Consider the following 14,226-nt stretch of genomic DNA (forward strand, 5'->3'; position numbering starts at 1 on the left):
GGCACAACCTCCCCCTCGTGCCCAGGATTCCCGCCGAGCACGCCCGAGGCAGAATCGGGCCATGACCACATCCTCGTCCTCGCGTCCCCAGGCCGTCGTCACGGGTGCCAGCAGCGGGATCGGTGCCGCCACGGCCCGTCACCTCGCGGCCGCCGGCTTCCACGTGTTCTGCGCCGCCCGGCGCGCCGACCGCATCGCCGACCTCGCCTCCGAGATCGACGGCACCGCGGTGACCTGCGATGTCACGGACGCCGGGCAGGTCGCAGCCCTGGCCGAGCAGGTGGGGGGCTCGCTCGACGTCCTGGTCAACAACGCCGGCGGCGCCTTCGGGTCGACCCCGGTCGCCGAGGCGGACGCCGAGCAGTGGCGGGCGATGTACGAGGTCAACGTCATCGGGCTGATGCAGGTCACGAAGGCGCTCCTCCCGGCCCTCAAGGCGTCCGGCGCCGGCATCATCTGCAACGTCGGCTCGACCGCCGGACGCATCGCCTACGAGGGCGGCGCCGGCTACACCGCCGCCAAGCACGGCACCCAGGTGGTCACCGAGACGCTGCGGCTCGAGCTGTGGGACCAGCCGGTCCGCGTCACCGAGATCGCCCCCGGCATGGTGCAGACCGACGAGTTCTCCCTCGTGCGGTTCGGCGGCGACCAGGACAAGGCCGACGCCGTCTACGCCGGGGTGAAGGAGCCGCTCGTCGCGGACGACGTCGCCGAGGCCATCACGTGGATGGTCACCCGACCCGCCCACGTGAACGTCGACGAGCTGGTCATCCGCCCGCGCGCCCAGGCCGCCCAGCACAAGGTGTTCCGCGAGAGCGACTGAGTCGGGGCGGGCTCGACCGGGGCGACCGATCCCTGCCGACCCGCGTACCGGGGTCGTGCGGCTCAGCTCGCGCTACCCGGGGCCCACCGGACGCCACCGCGAGACCCGCGGCGCCCAGGACTGCTCGACGCTGGACGACAGCCGCACCCGCTGCGCCTCGACGAACGGCGGCTGGGCCTCGGGGCAACCGAACGAGGTCGGGCCGCGTCATGGGGATATGAAGACCACCCTCGGCCTCGCCACCCTCGTCGTCCCCACCCTGCTCGGCGCGCTGCTCGGCGCCGCGACCCCAGCGGTCGCGGCGCCGGCGGACGCACCGCCGCCGCGCACCAGCGCGACCGTCACCGACCCGCTCTACGACACGACGGGCACCGACCCGAACCGCCGCTCGCGGGCCGACGTGCGGCGGGTCGACTACACGATGCCGCTGCCGCGGAACCGGCGCACCCTGACCATCGACACCGCGCTGCGGCGGGTGGGCGCGACCTTCCTGAACGGCGCCCCGACCCAGCAGGTCAAGACCTTCATCGACGGCCCGGGCCGCCAGGACTACGCCGTGACGACGTACAACAGCTCGCGCTCGCCCCGGGTGGTGTCCCTGGCCGGTGACCGACCCCGACGCATCGAGCCGGCTGGCGCCGGGTGGGGCGGCAGCCTCGGCCGCGACGGAGAGCTGGTCGTCACGCTCACGACGGAGTGGCTGCGAGCCGGCGACCGGGCGGACTTCCAGGCCTTCGGCATCTCCCGCCGTGCCACGGACCGCACCCGCACCGCGCCGCGGCTGAACGTGAAGTACACCGCCCGGAACGCCCCGAACGCCGCGGAGGGCGCCGGCACCTACGACGAGCCGACGTGCAGCAAGGACGCCGCGGGCACGCTGACCTGCTCCTACGGCGCGCTCTGACCGGCCCCGACGATCTCAGACCGGGCCGCCGCCGTCACGGTGGCGGCCCGGGAGGATCAACCCGGCGAGGCTGCGCAGGTCGTCGGTGAGCGCCTGCTCGGGCAGCTCGACCCGCTGGCCGGTCGGGTCGGTGAAGGCGTAGACGAAGCCGTCCGGCACCGCGCTCGCCGGCGCCTGGGCCTGCGCGGCGGCGAGGTCGACGCGGTCCCAGAGGGCGCGGACCTCCTCGACGCGTGGATCGTCGCCCGCGCCGAGGTCGAGCTCGCCCTGCTCGACCATGCCCGCGAAGCCGCCGGAGCGGGTCACCGTCAGGGCGCCCCGCGGCCGCTGCCCCCCGCCACCGCGCGGCCCGTCGCCGCCCGGGGCCACACCGACCTGGCGCCACGCCTCGCGGACGGCGTCCTCGTGGCGCCCCGCCGCCGCGACGGTGGCCGCGGCGAACCCGGCGAAGTCGGTGCGCGGACCCACGCCGCTGCCGGTCAGCGCGGCGTACCAGATCGCCCCGGCGCCCTCGGCGCTCGACCCACCGATCGCGGTGGCGGCGAGGTGGAAGGCGCGGTTCGGGATGCCGGAGTTGAGGTGGACGCCACCGTTGTCGTCCTGCGTGACGACGAAGTCGTCCATGTGCCCGACCTGCGGGTCCCGGCCCAGCGCCGGGTCGTCGTACGCCGTGCCCGGCCGCGCCATGTCGCGCAGCGCCCGCGCCTGCACACCCGGCAGGAAGAGGTCGCGACCGATCAGCCAGTCGGCCTGCTCAGCGGTCTCGCCACGCTCGCGCTGGTCCAGGCAGGCGGCGAACACGTCGCAGACGGACTCGTTCAGCGCGCCCGGCTGGTCGGCGTACACGAGGTCGGCGGTGTACTGCACGACCGCGTGGGAGAACTCGTGGGCCACGACGTCGAGCGAGCGGGTGAACCGGGCGAACACCTCGCCGTCGCCGTCGCCGAACACGAGCTGGGTTCCGTCCCAGAAGGCGTTCACGTAGTCCTCGCCGTAGTGGACGGTCGCCACCACGGGTGCGCCCCGCCCGTCGAAGGAGTCCCGTGCGTAGGCGGTGCGGAAGAGGTCGAGGCTCTGCTCGAGCCCGCGGGCGGCCTCGTCGACGGCGTCGTCACCGGTCGCCGGCTCGCCCGCGCGGCGGACGGCCCGCCCGGGCAGCTCGGTGCCGTTGCGGGCGTCGTGGACCGTCCACGCCGCGCCGGGCGCCAGGCGCAGGGCGGTCTGCACGGCGTCCCCGACGGGCGTCTCGCGGCGTCTCGTCCGGATGCGGTCGTCGACCACCAGCGCGGCCTCGAGGAGCGCCGAGGTCTCGGGCCGGTTGGCGGCGAGCCGCCGCAGGAGCTGCGGCGGGACGAAGGAGCAGACGTGGGGGCGGTCCTGGGTGTCGTCGGTGGCCATGCCCCACCATCCCGCCGAGCACCGACAGTGTCGAGGTCCCCTCAGGGCAGGCGGAACTGGATGCGCCGGATCTCGCTCGAGATCGGCGCGAAGAGCTCGCGGCGGATCCGGTTGTGCTCCTCGTCGAGGTCGTAGCGGCGGTAGGCGTCCTCGTCGGCGAAGTCGACGGTCAGCGAGTACGACGCGTTGCCCTCCCGCAGGCCCAGGTCACGGCCGGCGACGATGCCGAGCGGCTCGCCGTCCAGCGTGAGGTCGCGCAGCGCCTGCAGCGCCACCTCCACCTGCTCCGACGGCACCCCGTCCTTCACCACGCCCACCACCACGTTGCGGATCACAGCCCCATCCTCCCCTCTCGAATGGGGCCCGGCGGGGTCGGCGACCTAGGGTGGACGGGGCCCGGACGGGTCCTCGCACCTTTCGAAGGAGAACGACCCGGATGAGCACCACCCGCCCCGACCTGCGCAACGTCGCGATCGTGGCCCACGTCGACCACGGCAAGACGACGCTGGTCGACGCCATGCTCAAGCAGGCCGGCGCCTTCACCGCGCACCAGGCCGAGAGCGTCGCCGAGCGGGTCATGGACTCCGGCGACCTCGAGCGCGAGAAGGGGATCACGATCCTCGCGAAGAACACCGCGGTCCACTACACCGGTCCGTCGGCGAAGGAGCTCGCCGACGGCGAGATGACCATCAACATCATCGACACCCCGGGCCACGCCGACTTCGGCGGCGAGGTCGAGCGCGGCCTGTCGATGGTCGACGGCATCGTCCTGCTCGTCGACGCCAGCGAGGGCCCGCTGCCCCAGACGCGCTTCGTGCTGCGCAAGGCGCTGAACGCCGACATGCCCGTCGTCCTCGTCGTCAACAAGGTCGACCGCTCCGACTCCCGCATCGCCGAGGTCGTCGACGAGACCTACGAGCTGTTCCTCGACCTCCTCGACGACACCCACTCCCAGGACGCCCTCGACTTCCCGGTCGTCTACGCCTCCGCCCGCGCGGGCCGCGCGTCGACCGACCAGCCCGAGGACGGCGGCCTGCCGGACTCCCCCGACCTCGAGCCGTTGTTCCGCACCATCCTCGAGACCATCCCCGCCCCGACGTACGACGAGGGCGCGCCGCTGCAGGCGCACGTCACGAACCTCGACGCGTCCCCGTTCCTGGGGCGCCTCGCGCTGCTGCGGATCAAGCAGGGCGAGCTGCGCAAGGGCCAGCAGGTGGCGTGGATGCGCCGCGACGGCACCACCAAGAACCTCCGCATCACCGAGCTCCTCGTCACCGAGGGCCTGGAGCGCAAGCCCGGCGAGAAGGCCGGCCCCGGCGACATCTGCGCGGTCGCGGGCATCCCCGACATCACGATCGGCGAGACGCTGGCCGACCCGGAGAACCCGGTCGCGCTGCCGCTGATCCACGTCGACGAGCCGGCCATCTCGATGACGATCGGCACCAACACCTCGCCGCTGGTCGGCCGGGTCAAGGGCAGCAAGGTCACCGCCCGCCTCGTGAAGGACCGCCTCGACTCCGAGCTCGTCGGCAACGTGAGCCTGCGGGTGCTGCCGACCGACCGTCCCGACGCGTGGGAGGTCCAGGGCCGCGGTGAGCTGGCGCTGGCGATCCTGGTGGAGCAGATGCGCCGCGAGGGCTTCGAGATGACCGTCGGCAAGCCGCAGGTGGTCACGAAGGAGGTCGACGGCAAGGTCCACGAGCCGTTCGAGCGCCTCACCATCGACGCCCCCGAGGAGCACCTCGGCACCGTCACCGAGCTCCTCGCCGCCCGGAAGGGCCGCATGGAGCAGATGACCAACCACGGCACCGGCTGGGTGCGGATGGAGTTCATCGTCCCCGCCCGCGGCCTGATCGGCTTCCGCACCGAGTTCCTCACCGAGACCCGCGGCACCGGCATCGCCCACCACATCTCCGAGGGCTACGAGCCGTGGGCGGGCGAGATCCGCTCCCGCAACTCCGGCTCCCTGGTGGCCGACCGGAAGGGCGCCGCGACGGCGTACGCCATGACGTCGCTGCAGGAGCGCGGCGTGCTGTTCGTCGACCCCGCGACCGAGGTCTACGAGGGCATGATCGTCGGCGAGAACTCCCGCGCCGACGACATGGACGTCAACATCACCAAGGAGAAGCAGCAGACCAACATCCGGTCCGCCACCTCCGACAACTTCGAGAAGCTGATCCCGCCGAAGAAGCTGTCGCTGGAGCAGTGCCTGGAGTTCTGCCGCGAGGACGAGTGCGTCGAGGTCACCCCCGACGCCAACCGCATCCGCAAGGTCGAGCTCGACGCGAACGCCCGCGCGAAGACCGCCTCCCGGGCCCGCAAGGCCAACAGGTAGTCCGTCCGCGTCCCTGCTCGGGGCCCGGGCGGATCACCTCCTGGGCGAATCCCCACGGTAGGTCGGTGTCTTGTCACTTCTCACGGCGAATTCGTCGTGAGGAGTGACAAAGCCGCTGCTTACCGTGGGGATTCGCCGACCGGTTCGCCAGCCGGGCCTGGCCATCGCAGCCCGCCCGACCCGAGCCCCGTCCGCGGTCCCCGCGCTAGGTTGCGGGGCATGGCCGAGGCACCCGACACGGACGCCGCCGACCGGGCGGAACGGCTCGCCCACTGGCTGGAGGGGCTGGGGCTGGCCGAGCAGCTGGGCGAGGCCGGCCTGCCGACGTACACGCGCGGTGACGACGGGCGGGCGCGGTGGACCGACCCGGGCACCGGCGAGCCGCTGACCGACGCGCAGCTGGCCGAGCTCGACGCGCTGCTCCACCAGGAGGGTGACGACCCGGGGCACGCCGTCCCGGTCGCGCTCGTGCAGCTGCGGCGCCGGGCCGAGGTGCGCGAGCAGCTGCTCGCCGACGGCTGGCACACCTACGCCTCGCTGGGCGAGCTGCGGGGCACGTCGGAGGACGCGACCCGCTTCGCCGTCCACCAGGCCGCCAACCGGGGTGCGCTGCTGGTGGTGCCGCACCGCTCGCAGTCCATCGTGCCGGCCTTCCAGCTGGACGACACCGGGCAGCTGCGCGCCGAGCTCGGGCCCGTGATCGAGCCGCTCCTGACGGCCCGGATGGACCCGTGGACGGCGTGGGCCTGGCTCACCCGACCCGTCGCCCTGCTGAGCGGCACCGTGCCGGAGGTCGCCGCCCGCGACCCGAAGGAGGCGCTCATCGTGCGGCACGCGGCGCTGCGCCTGGCCGAGCGGGTCCGCCGCACGGCCTGAGCCGGGCCACTGGGCCTGGGGCCACGGGCCGGTTAGGTTCCTGTGACATGGACCACGTCCCGCCGCCCACCGTCGCCCTGGCCCGGCAGCACGCGCTCGGCGACCTGCCCCGCCGCTCGGCCCGTCGTACGCCGGGGAAGACGGCCGTCGTCGACCCCGCCCACGGCGTCTCGCTGACGTACGCCGACCTCGACGCCTGCATCGACCGCACGGCCGCCGCGCTGCAGGCCGCGGGCCTCGCGAAGGGCGACCGGTTGGCACTGCTGGCCCGCAACTCGTGGGCGTACGTCGTCCTGAACTTCGCCTGCGCCCGCGCGGGCGTCGTCCTCGTGCCGCTCAACTTCATGCTCGGCCCCGCCGAGGTCGCGTTCATCCTCGACCACTCCGAGGCCCGCGCGCTCGTCTGCGACGCCGAGCACGTCGCGGTCGCGGAGGCCGCGATGGAGCGACAGGAGACGGCGTCCCCGACCCTGCTCGCGGCCATCGGCGGGGAGCAGGGCCGCTGGCTCGACGCGCAGGCCTGGTTCGACCACGAGGGTGCGCCCGAGCCCGTCGCGATGGCCGACGAAGACCCGGTGCGGCTGATGTACACCTCCGGCACCGAGTCACGCCCCAAGGGCGCGGTGATGACCAGCCGGGCCCTGATGTGGCAGTACGTCTCGTGCGCGCTCGAGGCCGACTACTCCCCCGACGACGTCGAGCTGCACACCCTGCCGCTCTACCACTGCGCCCAGCTCGACGTGTTCCTCGGACCCGACATCTGGATGGGCGCGACCAGCATCGTGCTGCCCGCCCCGGAGCCGGAGAAGGTGCTCGCCGCGATCGCGGAGCACCGGGTCACGAAGTTCTTCGCGCCGCCCACCGTCTGGATCTCGCTGCTGCGCTGCCCGGCCTTCGGGTCCACCGACCTGTCGTCGCTGCAGAAGGGGTACTACGGCGCCTCGCCGATGCCCGTCGAGATCCGCAAGGAGATGTCGTCGCGGCTGCCCGACGTCCGGCTGTTCAACCTGTACGGCCAGACCGAGATGTCGCCGCTCGCCACCTTCCTCGGTCCCGACGAGCAGCTGTCCCACGCCGGCTCCGCGGGCCGCCCGGCACTCAACGTCGAGACCCGCATCGTGGACGACGACGGCGTCGACGTGCCGCAGGGCGAGGTCGGGGAGATCGTCCACCGCTCCCCGCACGCCACCCTCGGCTACTACCGCGACGAGGTGAAGACCGCGGAGGCGTTCGCCGGCGGCTGGTTCCACTCCGGCGACCTCGGCTACCTCGACGAGGGCGGCCGGTTGTACGTCGTCGACCGCAAGAAGGACATGATCAAGACCGGCGGCGAGAACGTGGCCTCCCGCGAGGTCGAGGAGGCGATCTACGAGCTCGAGGGCGTCGCTGAGGTGGCGGTCTTCGGGGTCGCCCACCCCCGCTGGGTCGAGGCGGTCACCGCGGTCGTCGTCCCGAAGGCCGGGGCAGAGGTCACCCCCGAGGACGTCGGCGCCCACGCCCGCTCGGTGCTCGCCGGCTACAAGGCGCCGAAGTACGTCGTGGTCGCCGACTCCCTGCCGAAGAACCCGTCCGGCAAGATCCTCAAGCGACAGCTGCGCGACGAGCACGCGGACATCGCCACGGACGGCTGAGTCCGACCCCTAGGGTCGGGGGGTGGAGCAGGCGTCGGAGAAGGTCTTCGCCGCGACCACCGTCGTGCAGCTCCTCGCGCTCGGCTTCCTCGTCGTGTTCTGCCTACGACGGCGCCGCGGCGCCTGGGCCCTGGCCGGCGGGGTGGGCGGCGTGCTGTGCCTGCTGGTCGAGGCGGCGTACCTCGTCGCCGCCGGGCTGGCCGAGCTCACCGGGGACTTCCGGTTCCTGCGCGCACTCGCGACGCCGTGGGGAGACATCGCCCGTGACACCGGGTTCACCGTCGGCATGGTCCTGCTGGTCGCTGCGGTGACGCTGGGTCGTCCGCGCTACCGGGATTAGGCGGTGGGCCGCGGGGCAGGATGCGCCCATGGACGCCGTCGGCCAGTACTCGTTCCTCGTCGCCTCCGGGCTCCAGGTCCTCGCGTTCCTGGGGCTCGCCGGGTTCGCCCTGACGCGCCTGGGGCAGCGCTGGGCGGTGGTCGCCCTGTCCGGGGCGGTGGTGTCGCTGGTTCCCACGCTGTGGTTCGCGGTGGCGAACCTGGCGATCCAGTCGTCCACCGCGGGGCTGGAGTCGGTCGAGTTCTTCTACTCCCCGCCCGCCCAGCTCCTGATGCAGTTCCTGACGGTGGTCGGCCTCGCCCTCGTGGTCGCCGCCGTCGTCATGGGTCGCGGACCGCGGAAGGAGGCGCCGGTCGAGGGTCCGACCGGCACCACCTTCCGGCAGCTGCCCAGCAACATCGAGTGGAGGTAGGACCCGCTCTCAGCGCTTCAGGATGCCGAGGCCCTCGACCCGGACGGGCTTGCCGCCGTCCAGCGTCCTGACCGTGACCGCCCCCGAGCGGACGCCGTCCAGCCGGGGCAGGGTCAGCAGGACCCGCTCCTGCGTGCCGTCCGCCGCGAGGTTCCGGGTCGCCACCCGCTGACCGCCGACGAGCACGGCGACCCGCCCCGCGTTCGCGGCCCTCCCCACGACGAGTCCGACGCGCTGCACACCGGAGGCCCGGCGCGTCAGCGTCGCGCCCTGGTTCCGGGTGCGCAGGAACGCGCCGCGGTAGGCGTCGTCGTCGGAGACCCGCGTCCAGCCGCCGGCCCTGGTCAGCGACCGCGCCGGGTACGGCGTCCCCCACCGCAGCACGGCGGGGCTCGGGTCGGCGTTGCCCTCCGAGTCCACCGCGGTGACGGTGAACTCGTGGGTGCCGGCCACCAGGCCGCGGAAGACGTAACCCTCGGTGCCGTTGCAGTCGACCGCCTCGCCGTCCAGGGTGCACCGGTACGTCGACCCGGGCTGGCTGGACTCGAACCGGATCCGGCCCTGGGGCGCCAGGCGGAACCCGCCGGCCGGCGGGCCCTTGGTGATGGTCGTGTCGGGCGCCTCCGGTCCGGCGTCGATCGTGACGTCGCCGCCGTTGACCGCGAAGAAGTAGTTGCGGACCGCCTCGACCTTGATCCGCGCCTCGTCGGTCGGCTCCGCGGGCACGCTCACGCGCGCCCGCCCGTCGTTCGCGGTGGACTGCGCCAGCGTGATCGGGAAGGTCTCACCGCCGTCGGTCGACATCGTGATGCGGACCTGTGCCGCGAGGTCCTCGGTGCCGTTGACCGCCCAGGTGACCAGGCGGCCCTCGCCGCTGCGCAGCGTCGAGCCCGCGGGCTGCGAGGTGACCTCGAAGGGCCCGGCGGTGCGGTCCAGGGTCAGTCGGACGTCGTCGTGAGCGGTGCCACCACCCCCGGCGAAGCCGTCCCGGGCGGTGACGCGGAAGTTCATCGCCCCGGTCGGGCCCTCCGCTCCGCCGAGGTACGCGGCGGTCGGGAGGAACTCCGAGAAGCACTCCCGGACCCGGTCGCTCACCTCGCCGTCGGCGCCCGGCGTCGGGCAGGAGCCGGTGGCGGCGTTCGTGTTGCCGGCGAGGACCTGACGCATGTCGGGGAAGACCCGCGTCGGGGAGCCGTCGGCGATGTTCTGCCCCGGTGACGGCGTCTCGAGGGAGTCCTCGAGCGAGACGTCCGCCGCGCGGCCGAACACCCGGAACAGCGGGCCGTTCGTCTTGGTGTTGCTGATCAGCGCCGTCCCGGTCGGGCCACCGCGGTCGTTCTGCTCCCACAGGAAGGTGACGTCGTCACCGTCGGCGTCGCGACCGGAGGCGGTCAGCGCGAACGGGGTCCGCACCGGCAGCGTGCGGTCCTGCGGGGCGACCACCCGGGGCGCGGTGTTGACGCCGGCGTTGACGGTGTCGCCGCCGTTGGCCGGCGGGCCACCCTGCGTCGCGGTGCCGACGAAGCCCTCGGCGGCGGACGGCACTCTCAGCTGCGGGACGTCGACGCGCTCGGCGGTCGGGTCGTCGGGCTGGGCGGTCGCCGAGAACCAGACCTGGAACCCGCGCTCGTCGAGCGGGCCCGGCAGCTCCGACGGGTCGCCGATGCCCTGGTAGTCGTACCGCGTGATCGTGACCGTGCGGCCGGTCAGCTCGGTGACCGCCGCGTCCACGGACGCCCGGTTGTAGTCGTCACGGCCGATGGTCGCCGTCCGACCCTGGAAGGCCAGGGTGACCTCGTCGCCCGGCTCCTCGAACCCCCGCAGCGAGACGGTCTGCACCTCGACGAGGTCGTCGACGGCGCCGCTCGTGTACGCCGTGACGTTGTCGATGGTCTCCTGCGAGAAGTACGGGTCGGTGTGGGGCTGCAGGTCGTCGGTGGCGCAGATGCCGGCGTACGCCATCACGGAGGAGCCGGAGCCCGGCTCGACCGACGTCCGCGCGGTGCGGTTGCCTCCCGCGCAGTTGCCCTGGGTGCCGTTGAAGGTGTGCGGCCCGTCGAACTGGTGACCCATCTCGTGCGCCACGTAGTCGATCGCGAAGAAGTCGCCCTCCGGGAACGGCAGGCCGGTGCAGCCGCCGCCCTTCAGCTCGGCGCCGACGACGCCGAGGAAGGCGATGCCGCCACCGTTCTTGCCGAGGACGATGTGGCCGATGTCGTAGTTGTCGGCGCCGATGAGCTGACCGAGGACGAGGCGGTTCTTCGCGAGCAGGTCGACGCCGCAGCCGGCCAGCTCGCCGGTGCCGGCCCCGTTGGCCGGGGGCTCGTAGCAGGGAGCGTTGCCGCAGGGGCCGTCGGCGCCGATCGCCTTGGCCCGGGTGTCGAGGTTCGTCTTCTCGGAGTCCTCGACGAGGACCATCGTGATCGCCAGGTCGTCGTTGTAGACCTGGTTCACGCGGTTCATCAGCGTGACCTTCTCGGCCAGGACGTTCTCGGTGCCGAAGTACTTCGCGTAGGACGGGTCGTTCATCAGCGCGACGCGGTAGACGCGCTGGTCGACCGGCCCACCGCCGGCGCGCTGCGGGGCGACGTCGCGACCCGCGGCGCGGGAGGCCTCGCCGGGCGAGAACTCGGTGGGGATCGCCTCGGGCTCGACGAGGCCCTGCACGGGCTCCTCGACGGCCGCGCCGTAGTAGGCGAGGTGCTCGGTCGTGCCGCGCTCGTTGACCACGGGGTCGACGAACCAGGCACGCCCCGCGGACGGTGAGCGGACCGCCGCGTGGAAGCCCATCGGCGTCACGTCGAGCACCACGGTGAGGCTGGAGTCGTCGACGCCGCGACCGGCGTACGTCGTGATGTCGGGGTTCGCCGCGGCCAGCGCCGGCTCCATCACCTGGGTGCGCTGCACCGAGAAGGTCTGGGTGCCGCCGGCCGGCGTCGGCACCTCGACGCTCAGGCCGGCGCCCTCGACACCGCGACCCTGGGCGCGGGGCGCCGCGGAGAGCTCGTCACGCAGGTCGCCGAGGTCGACGTCGAGCGCCGCGAAGGACGTCGGGTCGACGCGCGGGTCGGCCACGTCGCCGAGGTCGAAGTCGCCCAGCGGGGTGTACGGCGACTCCTCCGCCGAGGCCTCACCTCCGCCGACCCCGGCGGGGTCCAGACCGGCCACCACGAGGGCGGCGACGGCGAGCAGGCCGAGACGTTGGGCGAGACGAGACATGCGACTCCCGAGGTCGGGCGCGACCCGGGCGGTCGTGCACCGTCAGCACACTAACCACCCGCGCCGACGGCGATGGCACCCCTCGAGCCCGATCGTGGCCGGACCGTGACCGCCACCGGTCAGTCCGGACGGCGTCCCGGCTCCGCGACCGGACGCTCCCCCGGCCCCCCGGCCGGCCGCTCGCCCGGCTCGGCCCACGGGAGCCGCCGTCCGGGCTCGGCGACCGGGACCTCGCCGGGCTCGCGCAGCAGCGGGTCCTCCCACCGGGGCCGGCCCGGCTCCTCCACCCAGCGTGGCCGGCCCCGGGGTGGGTGCGGCGTCGGCGGGGCTCCCGGCCCCGGCACCCAGCGGGGCTCCCCCTCGCCCCAGCGAGCCGGGCCGCCCGGGCCGTGCCCGCCCCCCGCCCCGACGCCGCCGCTCCCGCCCGCGCCTCCCCCCGGTCCCGCCAGGGTCCCGCCCCCGGCACCTGCCCCGGCACCTGCCCCGGCACCACCCCCGGGGGAGTCCACGTCGCCGAGCACCGGGACCTCGACACCCCCCGGCTCGGGGACCGCTCGGCCCGGGGCCGGGCCTCCGAGACGACGACGCAGCACCTCGACGTCCCCCTCCGCCGCCCGCTCGCCCGCCCGCGCGAGGTGGGACGTGATCCAGTCCTCGCTCCGGTTCCGCGCGGCGTCCGCCCTCCGCTCGAGCCGCTCGTACGTCGCTCGCCGCACCGTGGGGCTCGGGTCGCCGGACGGGTCCGGCAGCACACCCCGGACGCCGTCCGGGCCGACGTCGACCGGGAGCGTGACGCGTCGGTCCGTGACCAGCAGCCCCGCCCCGCGCGCCTCGGCCCGGATCCCCCGCATGGTGTCGCGCAGGTCGTCCATCCGGTCGGCGACCGCGTCGACGTCGTCGGCGGCCCTGCCGACCCGTGCGGCGTGGGCGTCGGTGGCGGCGAGGGCGACGGCACCGACGTCGCGGTACGCCTCGCAGGAGACTCCCTCCCACCCCGCGGCGGCGTCGCGGCGAGCCTCCGCCTGTCGCGCGGCGGCGTCACCGAGATCGGTCCGCAGCGTGCCGCGCAGCCAGCGGGCGCAGTCGCGCAGCGAGACCGGGTCGCCGTCCACCGCGGTGTCGAAGCTGCTCACGGAGCCACCGCGCCGGCGGCGTGGGCGAAGGTGCCGGCCACACGGTCGTCGGCGGCCCCCATCCCCCGGGCCGCGTCGCGGACGCCCTCGGCGAGCATCCGGTTCACCGTGCCGAGCTCGCCGCAGGTCGCGGCGAGGGAGTCGAGCAGCGCCTCGACGGCCCCGGTGGCCGGCCCGGCGTCCACCGCGGGTCGCGCCCCCCGGGCGGGGACGTCGAGCCTCCGGGCCGCGGCGTCGTGGGCCCGCGCCACGGCGTCCACGACGGGGTCGGCGAGCCGGATCGTGGGGCTGCCCGGGGGCGGTGCGATCTCCATGCGTCCACGGTCCTCGGCGTCGGCGGGGCCCGCAAACGTCTCTCCACAGGCGGCCTGCCGCGGTCCCGTCACCACGAGAGGGCTCCCCGTCGTACGTTGACCGTCATGGACGGCGGCGAGCCCGGCAGCGAGCGCACCGGGGACCCCATCCGCGAGGCCCACCGCCAGTGGGTCGCCCACGGGTGGGCGGACGCCGCCGACGGGATGGCGATGGTGACCTCGCTGGTCCGTGCCCTGCAGCTCGTGACCGAGCGCATCGACGCCGTGCTGCGGCCGCTCGACCTGACCTTCGCGCGCTACGAGGTGCTGCAGCTGCTGTCGTTCTCGTCGGCCGGCCGGATGCCGATGACACGGCTCGGCTCGTTCCTGCAGGTCCACCCGGCGTCCGTGACGAGCGCGGTGGACCGTCTCGAGCGCCAGGGGTTCGTCCGGCGCGAGCCCGGGCCCGCCGACCGCCGCGTCAAGCTCGCCGTGCTCACCGACGACGGCCGCGCCGCCGCCCAGCGGGCCACCCTCGGGCTGAACGCGCTCTTCGAGGACCCCGGCCTCCCGCCCGCCGAGGTCGCGCAGCTCACCGGCCTGCTCCGGCGGCTGCGCGCCGGGGCGGGCGACGAGGTGGACACGTCGTCCTGACCCACGCGGGGTGTCGGCAGGGCGCCCGGCCCGGACGCCCCGTCACGCGCCACCCCGTCGTCCACAGGTCCGGCGCGGTCACCCGGGTAGTCCCCTGACCTCCTGTCGCCCAGCGGGCCCGCGGGCGACCGTTCCTCAGGGGACTACCCGGGAGCACCTCACTGCCTGTGGATCGCGCGGTGGAGTTCGGTGACCCAGGCCACTACCA

Annotated in this window: 13 protein-coding genes; 8 read left to right on the forward strand and 5 right to left on the reverse strand. The window is 74.2% G+C overall.

Annotated features, from left to right (window positions below):
- Positions 1-61 precede the first annotated feature (61 nt).
- Positions 62-823: an SDR family oxidoreductase gene (locus MJ876_RS05390; protein ID WP_240235085.1), complete on the forward strand. Its 762-nt coding sequence runs from the start codon at positions 62-64 to the stop codon at positions 821-823.
- Between the two features lie 217 nt (positions 824-1,040).
- Positions 1,041-1,727, forward strand: a complete 687-nt coding sequence (locus tag MJ876_RS05395; protein ID WP_240235086.1) for a hypothetical protein — start codon at positions 1,041-1,043, stop codon at positions 1,725-1,727.
- A gap of 15 nt (positions 1,728-1,742) precedes the next feature.
- On the opposite strand, the gene MJ876_RS05400 is transcribed toward MJ876_RS05395, so the two are convergent.
- Both MJ876_RS05400 and MJ876_RS05405 read right to left on the reverse strand, forming a co-directional pair.
- Complete coding sequence (locus MJ876_RS05400) at positions 1,743-3,125, reverse strand: protealysin inhibitor emfourin (protein ID WP_240235087.1); 1,383 nt, start codon at positions 3,123-3,125, stop codon at positions 1,743-1,745.
- Between the two features lie 41 nt (positions 3,126-3,166).
- A complete protein-coding gene (locus MJ876_RS05405; RefSeq protein WP_240235089.1) occupies positions 3,167-3,460 on the reverse strand; it encodes a Dabb family protein in 294 nt (97 codons plus the stop codon).
- A 101-nt stretch (positions 3,461-3,561) separates the two neighbouring features.
- On the opposite strand from MJ876_RS05405, the gene typA reads away from it, so the two are divergent.
- From typA to MJ876_RS05430, 5 genes are all read left to right on the forward strand, one after another.
- The gene (gene typA / locus MJ876_RS05410) at positions 3,562-5,460 is read left to right on the forward strand and encodes a translational GTPase TypA (RefSeq protein WP_240235091.1); all 1,899 of its coding nucleotides are present in this window, start codon (positions 3,562-3,564) and stop codon (positions 5,458-5,460) included.
- 219 nt (positions 5,461-5,679) lie between these two features.
- A complete protein-coding gene (locus MJ876_RS05415) occupies positions 5,680-6,336 on the forward strand; it encodes a hypothetical protein (protein ID WP_240235093.1) in 657 nt (218 codons plus the stop codon).
- Between the two features lie 47 nt (positions 6,337-6,383).
- A complete protein-coding gene (locus MJ876_RS05420) occupies positions 6,384-7,967 on the forward strand; it encodes a fatty acyl-CoA synthetase (protein ID WP_240235094.1) in 1,584 nt (527 codons plus the stop codon).
- Positions 7,968-7,989: 22 nt separating this feature from the next.
- Positions 7,990-8,307: a hypothetical protein gene (locus tag MJ876_RS05425; RefSeq protein ID WP_240235096.1), complete on the forward strand. Its 318-nt coding sequence runs from the start codon at positions 7,990-7,992 to the stop codon at positions 8,305-8,307.
- A 28-nt stretch (positions 8,308-8,335) separates the two neighbouring features.
- Positions 8,336-8,719, forward strand: coding sequence for a hypothetical protein (locus tag MJ876_RS05430; protein WP_240235097.1), 384 nt, complete (start codon positions 8,336-8,338; stop codon positions 8,717-8,719).
- 9 nt (positions 8,720-8,728) lie between these two features.
- Here the strand turns inward: MJ876_RS05430 and MJ876_RS05435 are convergent, their stop codons facing one another.
- The 3 genes from MJ876_RS05435 to MJ876_RS05445 all read right to left on the reverse strand — a co-directional run bounded on the left by MJ876_RS05435 (position 8,729) and on the right by MJ876_RS05445 (position 13,385).
- Entirely contained in the window at positions 8,729-11,938 is a 3,210-nt protein-coding gene (locus MJ876_RS05435; RefSeq protein ID WP_240235099.1) for a M12 family metallo-peptidase, read from the reverse strand.
- A 119-nt stretch (positions 11,939-12,057) separates the two neighbouring features.
- A complete protein-coding gene (locus tag MJ876_RS05440) occupies positions 12,058-13,071 on the reverse strand; it encodes a hypothetical protein (protein WP_240235100.1) in 1,014 nt (337 codons plus the stop codon).
- A complete protein-coding gene (locus MJ876_RS05445; protein ID WP_240235101.1) occupies positions 13,068-13,385 on the reverse strand; it encodes a hypothetical protein in 318 nt (105 codons plus the stop codon). Before MJ876_RS05445 ends, MJ876_RS05440 begins: the two co-directional genes overlap by 4 nt.
- Before the next feature lie 105 nt (positions 13,386-13,490).
- On the opposite strand from MJ876_RS05445, the gene MJ876_RS05450 reads away from it, so the two are divergent.
- Positions 13,491-14,018, forward strand: coding sequence for a MarR family winged helix-turn-helix transcriptional regulator (locus MJ876_RS05450; RefSeq protein WP_240235103.1), 528 nt, complete (start codon positions 13,491-13,493; stop codon positions 14,016-14,018).
- Positions 14,019-14,226 lie beyond the last annotated feature (208 nt).

Origin of the sequence: Nocardioides sp. CFH 31398, from assembly GCF_022436705.1 — a bacterium.
In the GTDB taxonomy this organism is placed as follows: Bacteria; Actinomycetota; Actinomycetes; order Propionibacteriales; family Nocardioidaceae; genus Nocardioides.